General features: G+C 63.1%; 22 protein-coding genes. 13 read left to right on the forward strand and 9 right to left on the reverse strand.

What is annotated here, in order from left to right; translation table 11 throughout:
* The first annotated feature begins 81 nt into the window (after positions 1-81).
* The 8 genes from IVB50_RS07570 to IVB50_RS07605 are packed head-to-tail and all read left to right on the forward strand — an operon-like array spanning position 82 to position 9,052.
* The gene (locus tag IVB50_RS07570; RefSeq protein WP_247295135.1) at positions 82-1,194 is read left to right on the forward strand and encodes an NAD-dependent epimerase/dehydratase family protein; all 1,113 of its coding nucleotides are present in this window, start codon (positions 82-84) and stop codon (positions 1,192-1,194) included.
* Positions 1,194-2,258 carry a GDP-mannose 4,6-dehydratase gene (locus tag IVB50_RS07575; RefSeq protein WP_018460372.1) on the forward strand — a complete coding sequence of 355 codons (1,065 nt, stop codon included), beginning with the start codon at positions 1,194-1,196 and terminating at the stop codon, positions 2,256-2,258. Before IVB50_RS07570 ends, IVB50_RS07575 begins: the two co-directional genes overlap by 1 nt.
* A complete protein-coding gene (locus IVB50_RS07580; protein WP_018460373.1) occupies positions 2,255-3,541 on the forward strand; it encodes a TIGR04295 family B12-binding domain-containing radical SAM protein in 1,287 nt (428 codons plus the stop codon). Before IVB50_RS07575 ends, IVB50_RS07580 begins: the two co-directional genes overlap by 4 nt.
* Positions 3,538-4,641 (forward strand): glycosyltransferase family 4 protein, encoded by a 1,104-nt coding sequence (locus IVB50_RS07585; RefSeq protein WP_018460374.1) that lies wholly within the window; start codon positions 3,538-3,540, stop codon positions 4,639-4,641. The genes IVB50_RS07580 and IVB50_RS07585 overlap by 4 nt, the downstream gene beginning before the upstream one ends.
* Positions 4,638-5,768: a glycosyltransferase gene (locus IVB50_RS07590; protein WP_018460375.1), complete on the forward strand. Its 1,131-nt coding sequence runs from the start codon at positions 4,638-4,640 to the stop codon at positions 5,766-5,768. Before IVB50_RS07585 ends, IVB50_RS07590 begins: the two co-directional genes overlap by 4 nt.
* A complete protein-coding gene (locus IVB50_RS07595; protein WP_247295137.1) occupies positions 5,765-6,853 on the forward strand; it encodes a glycosyltransferase in 1,089 nt (362 codons plus the stop codon). The genes IVB50_RS07590 and IVB50_RS07595 overlap by 4 nt, the downstream gene beginning before the upstream one ends.
* Positions 6,850-7,974, forward strand: coding sequence for a glycosyltransferase (locus IVB50_RS07600; RefSeq protein ID WP_018460377.1), 1,125 nt, complete (start codon positions 6,850-6,852; stop codon positions 7,972-7,974). The genes IVB50_RS07595 and IVB50_RS07600 overlap by 4 nt, the downstream gene beginning before the upstream one ends.
* A 10-nt stretch (positions 7,975-7,984) precedes the next feature.
* Positions 7,985-9,052, forward strand: coding sequence for a UDP-glucuronic acid decarboxylase family protein (locus IVB50_RS07605; protein ID WP_018460378.1), 1,068 nt, complete (start codon positions 7,985-7,987; stop codon positions 9,050-9,052).
* A 43-nt stretch (positions 9,053-9,095) separates the two neighbouring features.
* On the opposite strand, the gene IVB50_RS07610 is transcribed toward IVB50_RS07605, so the two are convergent.
* Positions 9,096-9,356: a hypothetical protein gene (locus IVB50_RS07610; protein WP_018460379.1), complete on the reverse strand. Its 261-nt coding sequence runs from the start codon at positions 9,354-9,356 to the stop codon at positions 9,096-9,098.
* Between the two features lie 107 nt (positions 9,357-9,463).
* The gene (locus tag IVB50_RS07615) at positions 9,464-9,961 is read right to left on the reverse strand and encodes a ferritin-like domain-containing protein (protein ID WP_026234016.1); all 498 of its coding nucleotides are present in this window, start codon (positions 9,959-9,961) and stop codon (positions 9,464-9,466) included.
* Between the two features lie 224 nt (positions 9,962-10,185).
* Here IVB50_RS07615 and IVB50_RS07620 point away from each other — a divergent pair, with 224 nt between their 5' ends.
* From IVB50_RS07620 to IVB50_RS07635, 4 genes are all read left to right on the forward strand, one after another.
* Positions 10,186-10,773 carry an NADH-quinone oxidoreductase subunit B gene (locus IVB50_RS07620; protein WP_088930861.1) on the forward strand — a complete coding sequence of 196 codons (588 nt, stop codon included), beginning with the start codon at positions 10,186-10,188 and terminating at the stop codon, positions 10,771-10,773.
* A gap of 29 nt (positions 10,774-10,802) precedes the next feature.
* Complete coding sequence (locus tag IVB50_RS07625; protein WP_026234018.1) at positions 10,803-11,672, forward strand: MBL fold metallo-hydrolase; 870 nt, start codon at positions 10,803-10,805, stop codon at positions 11,670-11,672.
* Between the two features lie 73 nt (positions 11,673-11,745).
* Positions 11,746-12,081: a hypothetical protein gene (locus IVB50_RS07630; RefSeq protein WP_143273835.1), complete on the forward strand. Its 336-nt coding sequence runs from the start codon at positions 11,746-11,748 to the stop codon at positions 12,079-12,081.
* 182 nt (positions 12,082-12,263) lie between these two features.
* Positions 12,264-12,500 carry a DUF3551 domain-containing protein gene (locus tag IVB50_RS07635; protein WP_083926601.1) on the forward strand — a complete coding sequence of 79 codons (237 nt, stop codon included), beginning with the start codon at positions 12,264-12,266 and terminating at the stop codon, positions 12,498-12,500.
* Positions 12,501-12,609: 109 nt separating this feature from the next.
* Here the strand turns inward: IVB50_RS07635 and IVB50_RS07640 are convergent, their stop codons facing one another.
* The 5 genes from IVB50_RS07640 to IVB50_RS07660 all read right to left on the reverse strand — a co-directional run bounded on the left by IVB50_RS07640 (position 12,610) and on the right by IVB50_RS07660 (position 15,493).
* The gene (locus IVB50_RS07640; RefSeq protein ID WP_018460384.1) at positions 12,610-13,470 is read right to left on the reverse strand and encodes an SIR2 family protein; all 861 of its coding nucleotides are present in this window, start codon (positions 13,468-13,470) and stop codon (positions 12,610-12,612) included.
* Positions 13,471-13,950 carry an NUDIX hydrolase gene (locus IVB50_RS07645; RefSeq protein ID WP_018460385.1) on the reverse strand — a complete coding sequence of 160 codons (480 nt, stop codon included), beginning with the start codon at positions 13,948-13,950 and terminating at the stop codon, positions 13,471-13,473.
* A gap of 73 nt (positions 13,951-14,023) precedes the next feature.
* Positions 14,024-14,809 carry a succinate dehydrogenase iron-sulfur subunit gene (locus IVB50_RS07650; protein WP_018460386.1) on the reverse strand — a complete coding sequence of 262 codons (786 nt, stop codon included), beginning with the start codon at positions 14,807-14,809 and terminating at the stop codon, positions 14,024-14,026.
* Positions 14,810-14,847: 38 nt separating this feature from the next.
* The gene (locus IVB50_RS07655; RefSeq protein WP_157643156.1) at positions 14,848-15,012 is read right to left on the reverse strand and encodes a hypothetical protein; all 165 of its coding nucleotides are present in this window, start codon (positions 15,010-15,012) and stop codon (positions 14,848-14,850) included.
* A complete protein-coding gene (locus tag IVB50_RS07660) occupies positions 14,984-15,493 on the reverse strand; it encodes a DUF2243 domain-containing protein (RefSeq protein WP_204511969.1) in 510 nt (169 codons plus the stop codon). Before IVB50_RS07660 ends, IVB50_RS07655 begins: the two co-directional genes overlap by 29 nt.
* A 423-nt stretch (positions 15,494-15,916) precedes the next feature.
* On the opposite strand from IVB50_RS07660, the gene IVB50_RS07665 reads away from it, so the two are divergent.
* Positions 15,917-16,132, forward strand: a complete 216-nt coding sequence (locus tag IVB50_RS07665) for a hypothetical protein (RefSeq protein WP_018460391.1) — start codon at positions 15,917-15,919, stop codon at positions 16,130-16,132.
* Between the two features lie 503 nt (positions 16,133-16,635).
* On the opposite strand, the gene IVB50_RS07670 is transcribed toward IVB50_RS07665, so the two are convergent.
* Both IVB50_RS07670 and IVB50_RS07675 read right to left on the reverse strand, forming a co-directional pair.
* Positions 16,636-16,836, reverse strand: a complete 201-nt coding sequence (locus tag IVB50_RS07670; protein ID WP_083926603.1) for a hypothetical protein — start codon at positions 16,834-16,836, stop codon at positions 16,636-16,638.
* Positions 16,837-17,010: a hypothetical protein gene (locus IVB50_RS07675; protein WP_162847264.1), complete on the reverse strand. Its 174-nt coding sequence runs from the start codon at positions 17,008-17,010 to the stop codon at positions 16,837-16,839. It abuts the gene before it with no gap.
* Between the last annotated feature and the right edge of the window lie 69 nt (positions 17,011-17,079).

A 17,079-nucleotide genomic window follows, 5' to 3' on the forward strand; every position in this document is an offset into this window, starting at 1 on the left:
TCGACCAGAACAGCAGCGCGCTTTCATTCTCATCACGGATTGATCCCGCAGGATCGATCTTACGGCGGCACGGAGCGGTGAATGACGCGAGTATTGATCACTGGAGGTGCGGGATTCATCGGATCGCATGCAGCGGACGCGCTGCTCGCGGCCGGCTACGAAGTCCGCCTGCTCGACAATCTCTCGCCGCAGGTCCACGGAGGCAACCGCCAGCGTCCCGCCTATCTTGCCAAAGACGCGGAGCTCGTCGTCGGTGACGTCACCGACGCTCTCGCGGTCGATCATGCGTTGCGCGGCACCGACATGGTCCTGCATCTCGCATCAGCGGTCGGCGTCGGCCAGAGCATGTATGACATCGAACCCTACGTCAGAACCAACGAGCTCGGTACCGCCGTGCTGTTGCAAGCACTATCCAAGCGCCCGGTCGCGCGGCTCGTGGTGGCCTCGTCCATGAGTATTTACGGCGAGGGCCTTTACCGGAGCGCCAATCAGAGCGTGGTCGCCTGCGAGGAGCGGGCGGTCGAGCAGCTTCGCCGCGGCGATTGGGAGCTGCGCGATGCCGCTGGCAACCCGCTCGATCCCGTCCCTACGCCGGAGACAAAGCAGCCTTCGCTGAGCTCGATCTATGCGCTCAACAAATATGCGCAGGAGCGCATGTGCCTGATCACAGGCAAGGCGTATGGCATTCCGACGGTGGCGCTACGCTTCTTCAATGCGTTCGGGCCACGTCAGGCCCTGTCCAATCCGTATACCGGCGTACTGGCCATCTTCGCCGCCCGGCTGCTCAACGGCCGTCCTCCCCTCGTGTTCGAGGATGGCCGGCAGCGCCGCGACTTCGTCCATGTCCATGACGTCGCCCGCGCCTGCCGGATGGCGCTGGAGGCGGAGCATGCGCAGGACGTCTTCAACGTCGGCTCTGGTCAGAGTCGCACCATTTTGTCGGTCGCGGAGGATCTGGCCGAAGTCATGGGGCGCCGCGACATTGCGCCCGAGCTGACGCGGAAATATCGCGCCGGGGACATCCGGCACTGCTTCGCCGATATGGGAAAATCCCGCGACGTGCTCGGCTTCGAGCCTCGCGTCGCATTCAGGGACGGGCTCGAAGAGCTGGCGGAATATCTCGCCGACCAGATCGCCGACGATCAGGCGGAGCGAGCCACCAAGGAGCTGCAGCAACGAGGATTGGTCGCGTGATGAGTGAACGAGACAACAGACCCGTCCTGATCACCGGCGGCTGCGGGTTTATCGGCTGCAACCTCGCCGACCGCCTCGCGGAGCGCGGCGAGCCGGTGCTGATCCTGGATAACCTCGCCCGCACCGGCGTGCGGGAGAATGCGCAGTGGCTGAAGTCCCGGCATGGCGACCGGGTCACAATCACCGTGGCCGACATTCGCGAGCCGATCCCGGTGATCGACGCCGTACGCGAAGCCCGCGCCGTGCTGCACTTGGCCGCCCAGGTCGCCGTCACCGACAGCGTGAGCGATCCGGCCGCCGATTTCGAGATCAATGCGCGTGGCACATTGAACGTGCTCGAAGCCGTGCGCCTCCACAACAACGCCGCACCGATCGTGTTCGCCTCGACCAACAAGGTCTACGGACGCCTGATCGATGATGGCGACATCGCGCTCACCGGCCGCCGCTACACGCCGAAAAGCGGCCTGCTGGCGGCCGGCATCTCGGAAAATGCGCCGCTCGACTTTTACAGCCCCTATGGATGCTCCAAGGGAACGGCGGATCAATACGTCCACGACTATGCGCGGGTCTACGGCCTCCAGACCGTGGTAATGCGCATGAGCTGCATCTACGGGCCCCGTCAATTCGGCACCGAGGATCAGGGTTGGATCGCGCATTTCCTGCTCAGCGCTATCCGCAGCAAAGAGCTGACGATCTATGGCGACGGCCATCAGGTCCGCGATGCGCTTCACGTCTCCGACGCGGCCGCGGCCTGGCTCGCCGTGCTCGATGGCATCGCGCTCGCCCGTGGGCGCGTATTCAATCTCGGCGGTGGTCCGGCCAACGCGATCAGTCTGCTGGAATTGATCGACCGCATCACCGATCTGACCGGCCGCAAGGTGGCCTATCGCTTTGCCGATTGGAGGCCCGGCGATCAGCCCTGGTACGTGACCGACACGCGCGCGCTCTCCAGCGCGCTCGGCTGGGCACCTCAGATTTCATTCGCAGACGGACTCCGATCCCTTCACACCTGGCTGGCCGGCCGGTTCGGATCGTCACAAGACAACCGCGAGGCGCTCGCATGACGCGTGTTGCCCTCATCAACCCAAACTGGGACTTTGGCGGCAGCATCTATTTCGGCTGCCGATCGCCTCACCTTCCGCTCGAACTCGGGATCTCCGAGCACTACCTGAAGGCGGCCGGGCACAAGACGCTGCTGCTCGACGCCCACATGTTTGACCTTTCTCTCACCGAGATCGAAGCCGAGCTGCGCGCGTTCGGCCCCGACCAGATCGTCATCACGACAGCGCCGACCTATCTGTTCTGGCGCTGCGCCCCTCCCGAGCTCCGCGTTCCGCAGGAGCTTGCGATGGCGGTGCGCGACTTGGCTCCGATCCTCATCGCGGTGGGTCCCCATGGCTCGACCGTGCCAAGGGCGGCGCTTCGAAAGCTCGGCACCGACATCGTCGTGATGGGCGAGTGCGAGGCGTCCTTGCTGCGTCTAGCCAATGGCGAACGGGACTTTCCGGGCTTGTGCTTTGCCGATGGCGCATCGCTCCGCGTCAATGGCGGCCCGCAGGCCGTCGCGTTCAAGGATCAGCCGCCGCTCGACTGGCCGGAGGAGATGATCCGGCGACACCACCATCACCATCACCGCTTCGAAGCCGAGCCGCAGGCGCCAGGCGCCGAGGTCGAATCATCCAGGGGATGTCCGTACAACTGCACGTTCTGCGCCAAGGAGAACTTTCGCAACGCCTACCGCAAGCGGCCCCCCCTTATCGTTCTCGAAGAGATCGACGGTCTGCGCCGTCAAGGCATCGAATATGTCTATTTCATCGACGAGATTTTCCTTCCGAACGCGGAGCTGCTGGAAGGGCTGACCACACGCGGACTGAAGTTCGGGGTGCAGACCCGCATCGACCTTTGGAAGCCGGACATGCTGGCTCTGCTCGGCCGCGCCGGCTGCGTCTCGATTGAAGCCGGCATCGAAAGCCTCACCGTCGAGGGTCGCGCCGCGCTCGCCAAGAACTGCAAGATGACGACCGACCAGCTTGCCGAACGGCTGGTCGAAGCGCGCCGTCACGTTCCTTTCGTCCAGGCCAATTTGATCGAAGTCCCCGAGGACGATGACCCCATCGTGCAGCGCTGGCGTCGCACCATGCAGGATGCCGGCATCTGGGCCAACGATCCGGTCCCGCTGTATCCCTATCCCGGGTCGCCGGATTATCGAAAGCTGTGGGGCGAGCCCGACGATTTCGCCTGGGAGCGCGCACACCGGCACTATCTCGCGATGTTCGACCAGTTCAGCGACGTGCAGAACGATCGCCCGGTCCCGCTCGAGGCTCTCGAACTGCAGGTGGCATCATGAGCCGCAGCTCGCAGCTCAGAATCCTGATGACGACCGATACTGTCGGAGGCGTCTGGACCTACTCGTCTTCTCTAGCTTCGTCCCTTGCTTCGAAGGGCGCCGACGTTACCCTGGTGACGATGGGCCCGCGCGCGCAGGCCGGCCAGCTAGAGATGCTGCGTGGTTCGCGGGTCCGCCTGATCGAAACGGACCTTGCACTCGAATGGCAGGATCCGGAAGGCCAAGATCTGGTCCAGGCCAGGCGCGTCCTTGCGAAGCTCGAGGCCGGAATCGTGCCTGACGTCGTTCACCTCAATAGTTTTCGCGAGGCGGCCTTCGCCTGGCGCGCTCCTGTGATGGTCGTCGCGCATTCCTGCGTCAACTCCTGGGGGCACGCCTGCCACGATACGAGCTGGCTCCGCGAACCGAAATGGCGCAGCTACACCGAACGGGTAACGGCCGCACTCGACACGGCACAGGCCTGGGTTTGTCCCAGCCAGTCCTTCCACGATGACATTGCGGAAATTTATCGGCCTCGCTCGCGCGGCATCGTGATCTGGAATGGAATTGGCCCTCAGGGCTTTGCGGGACGGAAGCAAGACGTGATCTTTGCGGCGGGCCGGCTCTGGGACCGCGCCAAGAACATCGAGGTCCTGGCGGCCGCGGCGCCTGGGCTGGACTGGCCCGTTCAGGTCGCGGGCCCGGCGGATGAGTGCCCTTCGGCTTCCATCACCTGGCTCGGGCATTTGCCTCACGAAGTCATGCGCGCGCATTTGCGGCAGGCCGGCATCTTCGCCAGCCCCGCGCTCTATGAGCCGTTCGGCCTCTCCGTTCTGGAAGCCGCGGCGGCGGGATGCGCTCTCGTCCTGTCCAACATTCCGACTTTCAGGGAATTGTGGAGCGGGGCCGCGCTCTTCGTCGATCCCACCGACAGCAAGGCGCTGCATCGAGCGCTCGCAGGTCTGTGCACCGACGATCGCGAGCGGGTGAGGCTGCAACGTGCCGCCTTTGAGCATTCCCTGACCTACTCGCTGACCCGAACCACGAGCGCCTATCTCAGCCTCTACGAGGAGCTGCTTGCCGTCCATCACGCGCCTGCCCCCATGGAGGTACGCGCATGAAATGCGTTCTATTCTATCACGCGTTCACCTCCTGCTGGAACAACGGCAATGCCCATTTCCTGCGCGGTTATGCCCGCGAACTTCACGCGCTCGGTCATGAGGTCGTCGTGTTCGAGCCGATCGACGGCTGGAGCCGATTGAATGCGATCCGCGAGGGTGGCAGTCAGACGATGGAGGATATTCCAACGCTGTTTCCCGGCATCGGCATCCGCCGCTACGACGCCTCCCTTGATCTCGATGAGGCATTGCACGGCGCCGATCTCGTCATCGTCCACGAATGGAATTCGCCTGATCTGATCGCAGACATCGGATCGAGACGGGCTCACGGCGCGCCCTTCACGTTGCTGTTCCACGACACCCATCATCGCGCCGTCAGCGCACCGGACGAACTCGCGCAGTTCGACCTCGACGGCTTCGACGGTGTGCTCGCCTTCGGCGAGGTCCTTCGCCAAATATATCTGAAGCTCGGCTGGGCGGACCGAGCCTTCACCTGGCACGAGGCGGCCGACATCGCCCTGTATCATCCGCTGCCGCATATCGAGCGCACCGACGATGTCGTCTGGATCGGCAATTGGGGCGACGGCGAACGCAGCGCCGAGCTCAACGAATTTCTGGTCGAACCCGTGGCCGAGCTGAAGCTGCGCGCGGGCGTCTATGGCGTCCGCTATTCGGACGCAGCCCTCGCGACCATTCAGGCGGGGGGCATTCGGTATGGCGGCTGGCTGCCCGCACACTGGGCTCCCATCGCTTTCGCCGGCGCACGCGCGACTGTCCACGTCCCCCGCGGTCCCTATGTCCGCTTGCTACCGGGCATTCCGACCATTCGCATCTTCGAGGCGATGGCGTGCGGCATTCCAATGGTCTCGGCCCCCTGGTCGGACGCGGAAGGCCTGTTCCCGGAAGGTGCCTATCTCAGCGCCTCCGACGGCACCGCAATGAAGCGGGCGCTTCGTGCGCTCCTCGATGACCGGGAATTATGGTCAGCCACGGTGGAGACTGGACTCCGAGCGATCAAGGAGCGTCACACCTGCCGTCACCGGGCGGAGCAGCTTGTCGGCATCGTGCAGGACCTCAGGGCTTCAAGCCACGCGACACAGCCCCTGCGATACATCGGAGCCTCCGCATGAAGATCTGCTTCTTCGGATCCAGCCTCGTCTCATCCTACTGGAACGGTGCCGCCACCTATTACCGCGGCATGCTGAAGGAGATTGCGGCCCTCGGCCACGACGTCACATTCTTCGAGCCCGATGCCTTCGAGCGCCAGGCCCATCGCGACATCGACGATCCCGACTGGGCGAAGGTGGTGGTCTACGCCGCGACGCCCGAGGGCTGGCGTAGCTCGCTTGAGGAAGCCGCCCGCTCGACCGACATGCTGGTCAAAGCCAGCGGCGTCGGCGTCTTCGATCGGGAGCTGGAGAACGCGGTCGCCGACATTCCGTCGAATGCAATGCGCATCTACTGGGACGTCGATGCCCCCGCGACGCTGGAGTCCGTGGCGGACAATCCAGACCATCATCTGCGCCATGCGATCCGATCCTACGACATGGTTTTGACCTATGGCGGCGGCGATGCTGTCGTATCCGCTTATCGCGGCATCGGCGCGCGAGACTGCGTGCCGATCTACAATGCGCTCGACCCCGCCACGCACTTTCCGGCGCCGCCCAATCCACACTTCACGTGCGATCTGAGCTTGCTGGCAAACCGCCTCCCGGACCGCGAGCAGCGCGTCGAGCGGTTCTTTCTCGACGTCGCGCGCCAATTGCCCGACAAAACGTTCGTGCTCGGTGGATCGGGGTGGGACTCCAAAGACACGCCATCCAATCTGCATAAGGTCGGGCATGTCGGGACCGGCGACCACAACGCGTTCTTCGGCTCCGGTCTGGCTACGCTGAACGTCAATCGCGACAGCATGGCGCGCTACGGCTTCTCGCCGCCAACGCGCGTGTTCGAGGCCATCGGTGCCGGAGCCTGCCTGATCACCGACCAGTGGGACGGCATTGATCATTTTCTCGAGCCAGATCGCGAGGTGCTGGTGGCCGCGAGCGGGGCGGAGGTCGCAGAGCATCTTGCCGCACTGCGCCCCGAGCGGGCTCAGGCGATCGCAGCGCGCGCTCGTGTGCGCATTCTGAGCCATCACACCTACCGGCAGCGCGCCCGCCAGTTCAACGATCTCTTTGCCGCAAGCAGTTCGCGAATCGAGGCAGCAGAATGAACCTCACCATCGTCGTCGTCGGTCTTTCGGTTACTTCGTCCTGGGGCAACGGTCATGCCACGACCTATCGCGCCCTGATCGAAGCCCTGGCACGACGAGGTCACCACGTCACGTTTCTGGAACGCGACGTCCCCTGGTATCGCGAGCATCGTGATCTTGCCAAGCCTTCCGGTTGGACTGTCGAGCTTTACCAATCCTTGAAGGACATCCCGCAGCGTTTCGGAAAGATGATCCGGGATGCCGATCTGGTGGTCATCGGCTCCTACGTGCCCGACGGCATCGCGATCTCCGAATGGATCACGACCCACGCCCGGGGGATTACTGCCTTCTACGACATTGACACGCCTGTCACGCTTGCGAAGCTCGAGCAGGGCCTGAACTATCTGTCCGCGGCGATGATCCCGCGCTTCGACCTTTACCTGTCCTTTGCCGGCGGCCCGGTGCCCGGCATGATCGAGGAGAACTATGGCAGTCCGCTGGCTCGGGTGCTGTATTGCAGTGCCGACACCGACATCTACGCGCCGCAACGCGCGGAGAAGAAATGGGCACTTGGCTATCTCGGAACCTACAGCGAGGACCGGCAGCCGGTTCTGGAGCAGCTGCTGCTCGCCCCTGCTCGCACTCTCTCACGCGAGCAATTCGTCGTCGCCGGCGCGCAATATCCCGATGAGGTGGTCTGGCCCGCCAATGTCGCCCGGATCGAGCACCTCACGCCCAAACATCATCCGGGATTTTACGCAGAGCAACGCTTTACGCTAAACGCCACCCGCGCCGACATGCGCGCGCTCGGCTTCTCGCCTAGCGTTCGGTTGTTCGAAGCGGCCGCGTGCGGCACGCCCGTCATCTCGGACCGGTGGCCTGGAATCGAGACCGTCTTCGAGCCTTCCCGGGAAATCCTGCTCGCATCGAGCCCCCGCGACGTCGTGGAGATCCTGCGCGACATGCCCGAGGAGCAAAGGCGCACGATCGCGGAAAACGCACGGCGCCGCGTTCTGGCTGACCACACCTCCGACCACCGCGCCCGGCAAGTCGAGACCTACTACGCCGAGGCGTCGGTCCGCCGCCGCCGGAAAGCCCCGCAACTTCCCGCCTCGCGTCCCATGCAGGTCGCTCAAATCTGAAAGGCAGCACATGACAGTTCAGACCCGCATCAACGCGTCCCGCCGCTCTCCCACCGTTCTGGTGGCCGGCGGCGCCGGCTTCATCGGATCCCACCTCTGCGATGCGCTTTTGCAGCGCGGTCATACCGTGATCTGCCTCGACAACCTGTTTACGGGAAGGATCGACAACATCCGCCCGCTGCTCAATCATCCGAATTTTCGCTTCATCGAACACGACGTGCGCGATCCCATCGAGATCGAGGGCGACATCGACCGGATCTACAGCCTTGCCTGCCCAGCCTCACCCAGGCATTACCAGAAGGATCCAGTCGGCACGATGAAGACCTGCGTGCTCGGCACCATCAACATGCTGGAGCTCGCGCAACGGAAAGGCGCCCGGGTGCTGCAGGCATCGACCAGCGAGGTCTACGGCGATCCCGAAGTGCATCCCCAGCCGGAAACCTATCTCGGCAACGTCAATCCGATCGGGCCCCGGGCCTGCTACGACGAGGGCAAGCGGGCCGCGGAAACGCTGATGTTCGATTACCATCGCATGTACGGCGTCGAAATCAAGGTCGCGCGCATCTTCAACACCTACGGACCCCGTATGCTGGAGAATGACGGACGCGTGGTCTCCAACTTCATCGTGCAGGCGCTTCGCGGAGAGCCGATCACGATCTATGGAGGTGGTACGCAGACCAGGAGCTTCTGCTTCGTCGACGATCTCGTGCGCGGCCTCCAGCTGCTCATGGAGAGTCCATCCTCGATTACTGGTCCGTGCAATCTGGGCAATCCCCACGAGGTCACCATCGAGGCTATTGCGCGGGACGTGCTGGCGTATACGGAGTCAATCTCGCCGCTCCGATTCGAGGAGTTGCCGAAGGACGATCCAAAGCGCCGCAAACCGGTGATCGACACAGCCGTTCGAGCGCTGGGATGGCGCCCGCGCGTGGCGCTCAAAGACGGTCTCAAGGCGACGATCGCCTATTTCGCCATGCGCATGGCCGGGGAAGCGCCGGCACTTGTTCCGGCCATTGCACCGCGCAGGAGCGGACGTACCGGGGCACGCGGACAGCTAACGATCGCCGATGGGCAGTAAACGGCAGAACGAGCCGAGGAACGCGCGGAACCCGCGCGAACTCTCAAGCCCGTGTAGCAGCCGCGCCACGGGCCCGCTTGCAGAAGTTCTCGAGATGGTACTGGTATTCGGAGATCGCGCGATTGGCCATCCGGATCCGGTTTTCCTGGCCTTCCTCGACCATCATGGTGATGCGCTGGGCCAGAAACACGCACGCCTCGAACTCATCGTGGATCGCCCCGCTGCGGGCCAGAAAGTCCCACGCGATCTCATAGGCCTGTTCGGCAGCGGGACTACGGTAGTCGCTGAAAATGATGTGCGCCATTACAGCCAAACGTGGATAAGAGGGTTCCGGTCCTGCGAGCCGATATGACCGCAGGCGGACTCGGCGGCCGAAGCCGCCGGTCTCGCCGTGGTGGGTGTGGAGTGCGATCAGGCCGCCTGGCGCTGATGCGCCAGATATTCCATTGTCACCTTCTCGACGTTCGAGTCGATCCAGGCGGCCATGCGCTGCTCCTCCTTCAGCGACGTCTCAAGAGGCTCCTTGGCCTCCGCGAACCCAGCGGCGCCGCAGAGGGCGAGCAAAGACTTGTATGCAGCAATCTCGAAATTCTCGAAGGCATTGTTGGCGAATGTGTTCTTGAGAATCTCGTCGCCGGCGACAGAGTGTGCCATGGCTTGCATGTTCGCCATCATGGATTGCGTCGTATCCTTGAGGCTGGAGGTGCTCTCCCCGCAGGCTTCCAGGCATCTCTCCAGCCGCTTCAGCTGCTCGTTGGTTTCCTGAAGGTGGGCGGCAACCTTGGCCTTGACCTCGGGATATTCGTCCAATCGTTCCGACTGACGTTCCATCAACTCTCGCGCCTGCACTTCCATCGCATGCGCATTGCGTAATCCAACCACGAATGTATCGCGGGCTGCGTTCGTCATTTCATGTTCCTCCATTTCACCGGCCTTGTCGCCGCCAACCGCAGTTTCGGTGGATCGTTCCTAGAGTGATCCGTGACGCCGACGCTGGGTTCCGGCCGCCGGACCCGAGGCTAACCTGCGATAACAGAACACAAATCCTCTACCGCCGCAGGAACGCTGCATACAGCCGACGGGTTTCCGGAGCGTGGTCGCATCGGCAAACGGCCGCAGCGCTCAGGAACAAAATGACAAACAGCTCTCCGCAAATTAGCAACCCAAGCCCTCCGCTTGGCCGGCCTGCACTTGGCCGTCCGGGCGAGAGACGGCCCGACAACACTTCCGATCCGTTCTTCATGACGATCCGCGACGATCTTGCGGACAAGGGCTTCTTCACGGCGAGCGCGGAGGAGCTGATCACCTGGGCGCGAACCGGGTCGCTGATGTGGATGACGTTCGGGCTCGCCTGCTGCGCGGTCGAAATGATGCAGATGTCGATGCCGCGCTACGACGCCGAACGCTTCGGCTTCGCGCCGCGCGCATCGCCGCGCCAGTCGGATGTGATCATCGTCGCGGGCACGCTCACCAACAAGATGGCGCCGGCGTTTCGCAAGATCTACGACCAGATGCCCGAGCCACGCTACGTCATCTCGATGGGGTCGTGCGCTAATGGCGGTGGTTACTACCACTATTCGTATTCGGTCGTGCGCGGCTGCGATCGTGTCGTGCCGGTCGACATCTACGTGCCCGGCTGCCCGCCGACCGCGGAGGCGCTGCTGTACGGCGTGATGCTGCTTCAGAGGAAGATCCGGCGGATCGGCACAATCGAGCGCTAGTGAGCTGACCAACTCGGACTTGAATGGACATGACGCAGATCCCGCTTCCCTCTTCCGCCGACGCGGAGCACGCGCAATCCGACCTCGACCGCAATGACAACACGCGGCAGATCGTCGCTGACGTCGCCTATCGTCAGCTCGCGATCGTCAACGTGATTTTCGTTGGCCTCGAAAACGCCGGCGACGGCAATTGGGTGCTGGTGGACGCCGGCATTCCCGGATCGGCTGGCGCCATCCGCTCCGCCGCGAAAGCCCGGTTTGGAGGAAACGGCCGGCCTTCCTGCATTGTCATGACGCATGGGCACTTCGATCACGTCGGCGTGCTCGAAACGCTACGGAATGAATGGCACGTGCCGGTTTATGCCCATGCGGCCGAGCATCCCTATCTGGACGGAAGCCAATCCTATCCGTCGGCCGATCCCAGCGTCGGTGGCGGGCTGCTCGCTCGGCTCTCTCCGCTCTTCCCGACAAAGCCGGTGGATGTCGCATCGCGCCTTTATGATCTTCCCTGTGATCACAGCGTGCCCTTCATGCCGGAATGGCAGTGGATCCATACCCCCGGCCATACCCCAGGGCATATCTCGCTCTGGCGCGAACGCGACCGCGTGCTGATTGCCGGCGATGCCTTCATCACGACGCGGCAGGAATCCGTCTACGCCGCAGTGACGCAAACGCCGGAGATGCACGGGCCCCCGATGTATTTCACCCCCGATTGGGGAAGCGCCAAGACATCGGTGCGCGCACTTGCCGCACTCGCTCCGGAGATCGTCGTCACGGGGCACGGCGCGGCCATGCAGGGGCCGCAGATGCGCGCGGCTCTCGATGCTCTCGCCCAACGGTTCGACGAAGTTGCCGTGCCTTCGCAATATCGACGCGGAGTCGTCGACGACAGAGCTTGATCACGCTGCACGGCTAGGAACGGTGGATGCTTCACATGATTGATCCGACATCGAAACCTCAAGGAGAAGACAGATGCGTAAGACAATCCTGACGATCTTTACGGCAGCAATGCTTGCAGGCGCTTCAGTCGGCGCAGCGTTCGCGCAAGGTGCTGGCGGTGGCGCCGGTGGTGGCGCAGGCGGCGCCGGTGGTGGGGCCGGAGGCGGTGCTGGCGGCGGCGCGGGCGCTGGTGCCGGGGCTGGCGGCGCAGGCGCAGGCGGTGCTGGAGCTGGAGATGGCGGCTCAGGCGGAACCGGCGGCGGCGGCGGCATCACCCATGTCGAGCGGGGCGGACAAGGTGCTTCCAGTCCTTCCGGCATGCGCAACGAAACGACCCCACCGTCCAACGGCGCCACGCCGCGTCGCTAGCGGTTCGCAGTTAGCAATCCTCCAAAGCGCGCCCTTGCTGTTGCGCGCATGAGAGCGGCCTCGGTGAGATCCTCTCCTCGCCGGGGCCGCATCGCGTTCAGGTCGCAATTAGAGGAGTCGGTAAACGTTGCACTTGGAACGCCGCTTCACGAGGCACGTTCAATGTTGAAATGGAGATTTCCATGAAGCATCGATTGCTCCTGGCCGCCGCCTCTCTCGCGCTCGTGACGGGCCTCGGCTCCCCAACGGCGGCCGTCGCACAAGACCGCTACTGCCTTCAGGGCCGCGTCTGGGGCTATCCGGGCAACTGCCAGTTCGCCAGTTACGCTCAGTGCATGGCGACTGCATCGGGAACGCACGCCTATTGCGGCGTCAATCCTCGCTATGCCTATGCACGGCGATATAGGGGATATCGGTGACCGGCCCAGGTGCAGACTGGTCATCGATCCTCCTTCTGACCGATCCCGCCGCTGAGCCGAGCGGCCCCGCGGCAGCAGAGCAAACGCTCAAGGCGCGCCAGGGACCGCTTTAGCTCTCTCGCTCGATACGCCGGCGGATGTCCAGCAAAAACTGGCTGACACCATCATCTGGGCTGACGCCGTCAGGCGACGCTATGGTGGTGATGCCCCAGTTCGCCAATACAGCCTCCTGCACCGGATTGCGCTGCGTGACGAACGCGAAGGACCTCGGTCGGTCCTGGCGGTGCCCGGACTCATCCCAACTCTGCCAAATCCGATGCAGCAGGAGCCGAATGTTGGGATCGGACATGCTGTATCCGATGAAAAGCAGCGTGCTGCCCAAGGCATCGGCGCGAAACCGGATATCGAGTGGCGAGTCGAACGCGAGCCGGTTGAGGAAGTCGGTCTCGGTCAAGACGAGCGAGGCATCGTCGTCGAAGTCGCCATGAAATTTGATGATGTGCGTGACGCCGGAACGGGCGCTTGCAATGTCCTTTGCGTTGCTGATCTTGGCATAGGGCTTTTCCAGGACCTCGAAGGCCGTCTCGAGGTTGCGGTCGTAGTTCGTGGTGTAAATGGTCGGAAAATCGAGCTCCACGATCAGCCGGTGGAGCCGTGAGGCCGCGATCCTGTCCGGGTCGACGCGCCAGTTGCGGTCGAGCCAGCTGCGGAGCGGGCCGATTCCGCCGCGCTTCAGCCGGTAGTACTCCGCCAGCATCTGATAGCCGCCGTGCATCCCAGCGATCACGTCGCGCTCAAGTCCAAGGTCATCCAGCAGATGGTCGATCAGAGATTGCCAGGACGGCAGGCCGACAGCCATCGAGACGCCGGCGCCGACGAACAGGATCGCGCAGCGTCGCTTGATCGCCGCGGCCAAGACCTCATGAGGCGGTCGCTCCTCGAATGCGAGTCCGGTCGGTTGCTGGTTCATCTACCTTGAATAACTGGACGAGACGCGGGTTCCTGGAGCCATGCCATCGCTCAGCGGTGAGGGGGCGGTCTTCTCCGTCTGCGCCGCGAAGCGGGCGATTAGACGACGAAGCTGCGCCTTGTGCACCAGACGGCCCGCCGTCTTCGGCGAGACCCAGATTGCTTCACGCTCTCCCTTTTCCGGCCACCAGCGCTCCTGCCCGTGGACCCTCATGGGAAAGACGGCAACGTTCATGGTCCGCTTGCGATCACCCTTCCGCTTGCGATGCTTGAAGGAGCCCAGCGCGCGCTTTGCGGTGACGCCGACGAGACCGGCCTCCTCGTACGCCTCGAGCGCAGCCGTACGGTGCGGCTCCGTCTTGCGCATCGGCGATCCCTTCGGGACACTCCACCTGCGCTTGCGCCTGGTCGTGATCAGCATCACGCGCAATTCGGAATTGTTCAGCATGAACGGCAACGCGGCGAATTGTTTCTTGCCCATCAGGCGCCTCCAGTTTGGTCGATAAGCCTACCCCGCAGCCATCGTTCCTTTATGCGCGAGTGTCCGTCCCCGATCAGAACTTCCGTTCGACCATCTTGAGGCGCAATCCGGAAATGGCTTCGCCCGGATTCAAGCCCTTGGGACACGCCTTCGCGCAGTTGAGGATGGTGTGACAGCGATAAATCCTGAAGGGGTCTTCGAGCTTGTCGAGGCGCTCGCCCGTCGCCTCGTCGCGACTGTCATTGACCCAGCGGGCCGCCTGGATCAGGGCCGCTGGGCCGAGGAAACGCTCGGAATTCCACCAGTAGCTTGGACAAGATGTCGAGCAGCAGGCGCAGAGGATGCACTCGTAGAGCCCGTCGAGCTTGGCCCGATCCTCATGGCTCTGTCGCCATTCCTTCGGTGGTGTGGGTGACACGGTTTGCAGCCAAGGTTCGATCAATGCGAGCTGTGCGTAGAAATTCGTCAGGTCGGGAACGAGGTCCTTGACCACTGGCTGATGCGGCAAGGGCAGCACGCGCAGCGGCTCGCCGTTCGGAACGTCCTCGCTCATGGACTTGGTGCAGGCGAGCGTGTTCTGGCCGGCGACATTCATCGAGCAGGAGCCGCACACGCCTTCGCGGCAGGACCGCCTGAATGTCAGCGTGGAGTCGATGTTGTTCTTGATCCAGATCAGACCATCCAGAACCATGGGCCCGCAATCGCTCATATCGACGAAGTAGGTGTCGAGCCGGGGATTGCGTCCGTCGTCGGGATTCCAGCGATAGACCTGGAATTCGCGCAACGATTTGCTGTCCGGCTTGGGCCAGATCCTTCCCTTTTCGACGCGGGAGTGTTTCGGAAGCCTGAACTCGACCATGTTACCTCCGGGAAGACATGAGGCGTGATAACCGCGCATCAGCCGGGATTGAAGCAGCGTAGTTGCAGAAGATCATCCAGCGACACACCCAACAGCACGATGCGAAAGGCCGGTGCTGTAGCGAGCATCAGCAGCAATATAAAAATGGCATAGACCAGAGCTGGCGAGGTCTCTCTAGCGAGGCTGTAGACTGCTTTCCGCATGGACCCTCCCTTGCGTGCCGGCGCGTGTCATGGCGGCGCCGATGACCAACATGGCCGCACCCCATAGCAGGAAGCCGATGTCCCAGAAGATGCGCTGCTCGTGAGGCACGGTCTCATTCACCTGGTGCAGCTTGAAGACCTCATGGTCAACCACGCCTTCAACCAGATTGAAGATGCCCCAACCGAGCAACACCGCGCCGAGACACTGGCCGCGCGACCAGTGGATGTCAGACCCGCGCGCCCGTTGCCACAGCACATACAGGCCGAGGAGCACAACAACATAGGCCGCGCTGTGGAAGATGCCGTCCCAGGTCGTGTTGAGCTTGACGTTGTCGATGGAGTTGAGCGGATACCAGCCGCTTAACATATGATGCCATTGCAGCAGCTGATGAAACACGATGCCGTCAAAAAACCCGCCCAGACCAAGCCCGAGAAGGACGCCCGCGGAAATCGGAAAGCTGCGTGAATTTCTGTGTTGCATGATTTTGCTCGTGCGCCGGTCGGCATCTGGATGATGGACAAACCGTCCTCAGTGCTGCCGTTCCTATGATCATGACGCACTTCCCGTGCCAATAACCTGCGTTAACCTGCGGGCTCGTGCCAGGATGCCGACATCAGGTGGAGCATCGCCCGGCTGCTTACGGCGGCGATAGGAACGTTCGAAACGGTCGCAGCGTCTTGTGAATCCAACATTGGAGATTCCACGTCGTATTTGCGATCAGATGGCACCCCGGCGAACAGCAGGTCGCATAGATGTCGCCGCCGATCATTCAGCGTCACCTGGCGATCCTGAGCAATCTCAGGGAAGTCGGCTAGAGCTTCACCAAGCGACAAAGGAGCGACGGTGGCCGTGTGTGTCCGCCCACGTCAAAGTCTTCGATGATTCCAATCGCGAGGAGCCAATATGGCGTATGCCCTGTTCAAGGACGGCGAAAAACTGAGCCGGACGTTTTCAACCAAAGAGGAAACCCTGAAAAAGGCCGAAGACGCCGGTCTGGTCGAAAGCGGCGGGGGTCAGCCCAGGCTCGAGGATGACCTGAAGATCAAGCCCTGCTCGCCCGACCCCGAACCTCGAAGCGAGGACGACCTCGATTGGACGCCGGAAAACCCGGCGTCCTGATCGCCGATCTAACAGCCTTTGCAGATGCTCTTGATCTTTCGATCGACGTGGGAATCCTGAGAGTTCTCCGAGCGTATTTCGGCGTCGCCCGGGATCGACGGACCGGGTGTCGCAGTTCCGTCAATCCGTCCGCTGCTGGTCCCCCCTGCGGGATTGCCGGCCCGCCCGACGGTGGTCGATCCTCGCGGCCCGCCACCGCTCGATTGGGCCGTTCCAGCGGTGTTCGTGCCGGTAGCCGTCGTGCCACGCGAAGCCGCGGCCGCGTCGCCTGGATTGCCCAGGCTGGGCGATGCACCGCCCGTCTGGTTTGTAGCTCCTGCAGACCCAAGGCCTGCCGACCCAGGGCTTGTGGCACCGCCGGTGCCGCCGCTCGTGCTGCTCGCGCTTGCTCCGCCCGATCCTCCCGAACCGCCGCCACCGCCACTCTGCGCCGAGGCGGCCCCTATCGACGCGGTCGCCAGGAACGCGATCAGCATCAAGCTCGAAGTTGTCTTAGCCATCGCTCAGCTCCTCTCACGATCGTCGTGCGTGTGATGTTGATCGCGCTCACCACCGCCTCCCGAGACGTGTGATTTGCGGTCGTTGGTAGCCGTTCCGGGCGCAGGGCGCTCATGCTCGCGACCTCCCTTTTCGGGGTGCTTGCGATCCTGCCGCGAGGAGCCCGGACCACCGAAGCGTTCACTGTCTGAGTTCTTGTGTGGCATTCATCGGTCCTGCTGGTAGCCTTGGTTTGTCGTGTTCTGCTTGATGTTGCCGTGACGACCCTGGGTGTCGAAGTTCTCGCGGTCGGGGACTCTTTCATCCGTCTCGATCCTGGGATCAGATCCGGGTCCCTTGTCGCTGCGCTGCTCTGGCGGTATGGGGGGCAATTTGGACATTGCATGCTCCTTGTTTCGGTCTCGCGACCTCATGCGCTGGCAATGAGATGGGGCGGCGGTCGTTCCTGA

This window comes from Bradyrhizobium sp. 87 (assembly GCF_023073015.1).
Lineage (GTDB): Bacteria > Pseudomonadota > Alphaproteobacteria > Rhizobiales > Xanthobacteraceae > Bradyrhizobium > Bradyrhizobium canariense_D.

Excerpts from the sequence above, each read along its gene's own strand:
- IVB50_RS07570 (WP_247295135.1), top strand. The coding sequence starts at position 82 with ATGACGCGAGTATTGATCACTGGAGGTGCGGGATTCATCGGATCGCAT.
- IVB50_RS07575 (WP_018460372.1), top strand. The coding sequence starts at position 1,194 with ATGAGTGAACGAGACAACAGACCCGTCCTGATCACCGGCGGCTGCGGG.
- IVB50_RS07580 (WP_018460373.1), top strand. The coding sequence starts at position 2,255 with ATGACGCGTGTTGCCCTCATCAACCCAAACTGGGACTTTGGCGGCAGC.
- IVB50_RS07585 (WP_018460374.1), top strand. The coding sequence starts at position 3,538 with ATGAGCCGCAGCTCGCAGCTCAGAATCCTGATGACGACCGATACTGTC.
- IVB50_RS07590 (WP_018460375.1), top strand. The coding sequence starts at position 4,638 with ATGAAATGCGTTCTATTCTATCACGCGTTCACCTCCTGCTGGAACAAC.
- IVB50_RS07595 (WP_247295137.1), top strand. The coding sequence starts at position 5,765 with ATGAAGATCTGCTTCTTCGGATCCAGCCTCGTCTCATCCTACTGGAAC.
- IVB50_RS07600 (WP_018460377.1), top strand. The coding sequence starts at position 6,850 with ATGAACCTCACCATCGTCGTCGTCGGTCTTTCGGTTACTTCGTCCTGG.
- IVB50_RS07605 (WP_018460378.1), top strand. The coding sequence starts at position 7,985 with ATGACAGTTCAGACCCGCATCAACGCGTCCCGCCGCTCTCCCACCGTT.
- IVB50_RS07610 (WP_018460379.1), bottom strand. The coding sequence starts at position 9,356 with ATGGCGCACATCATTTTCAGCGACTACCGTAGTCCCGCTGCCGAACAG.
- IVB50_RS07615 (WP_026234016.1), bottom strand. The coding sequence starts at position 9,961 with ATGACGAACGCAGCCCGCGATACATTCGTGGTTGGATTACGCAATGCG.
- IVB50_RS07620 (WP_088930861.1), top strand. The coding sequence starts at position 10,186 with ATGACAAACAGCTCTCCGCAAATTAGCAACCCAAGCCCTCCGCTTGGC.
- IVB50_RS07625 (WP_026234018.1), top strand. The coding sequence starts at position 10,803 with ATGACGCAGATCCCGCTTCCCTCTTCCGCCGACGCGGAGCACGCGCAA.
- IVB50_RS07630 (WP_143273835.1), top strand. The coding sequence starts at position 11,746 with ATGCGTAAGACAATCCTGACGATCTTTACGGCAGCAATGCTTGCAGGC.
- IVB50_RS07635 (WP_083926601.1), top strand. The coding sequence starts at position 12,264 with ATGAAGCATCGATTGCTCCTGGCCGCCGCCTCTCTCGCGCTCGTGACG.
- IVB50_RS07640 (WP_018460384.1), bottom strand. The coding sequence starts at position 13,470 with ATGAACCAGCAACCGACCGGACTCGCATTCGAGGAGCGACCGCCTCAT.
- IVB50_RS07645 (WP_018460385.1), bottom strand. The coding sequence starts at position 13,950 with ATGGGCAAGAAACAATTCGCCGCGTTGCCGTTCATGCTGAACAATTCC.
- IVB50_RS07650 (WP_018460386.1), bottom strand. The coding sequence starts at position 14,809 with ATGGTCGAGTTCAGGCTTCCGAAACACTCCCGCGTCGAAAAGGGAAGG.
- IVB50_RS07655 (WP_157643156.1), bottom strand. The coding sequence starts at position 15,012 with ATGCGGAAAGCAGTCTACAGCCTCGCTAGAGAGACCTCGCCAGCTCTG.
- IVB50_RS07660 (WP_204511969.1), bottom strand. The coding sequence starts at position 15,493 with ATGCAACACAGAAATTCACGCAGCTTTCCGATTTCCGCGGGCGTCCTT.
- IVB50_RS07665 (WP_018460391.1), top strand. The coding sequence starts at position 15,917 with ATGGCGTATGCCCTGTTCAAGGACGGCGAAAAACTGAGCCGGACGTTT.
- IVB50_RS07670 (WP_083926603.1), bottom strand. The coding sequence starts at position 16,836 with ATGCCACACAAGAACTCAGACAGTGAACGCTTCGGTGGTCCGGGCTCC.
- IVB50_RS07675 (WP_162847264.1), bottom strand. The coding sequence starts at position 17,010 with ATGTCCAAATTGCCCCCCATACCGCCAGAGCAGCGCAGCGACAAGGGA.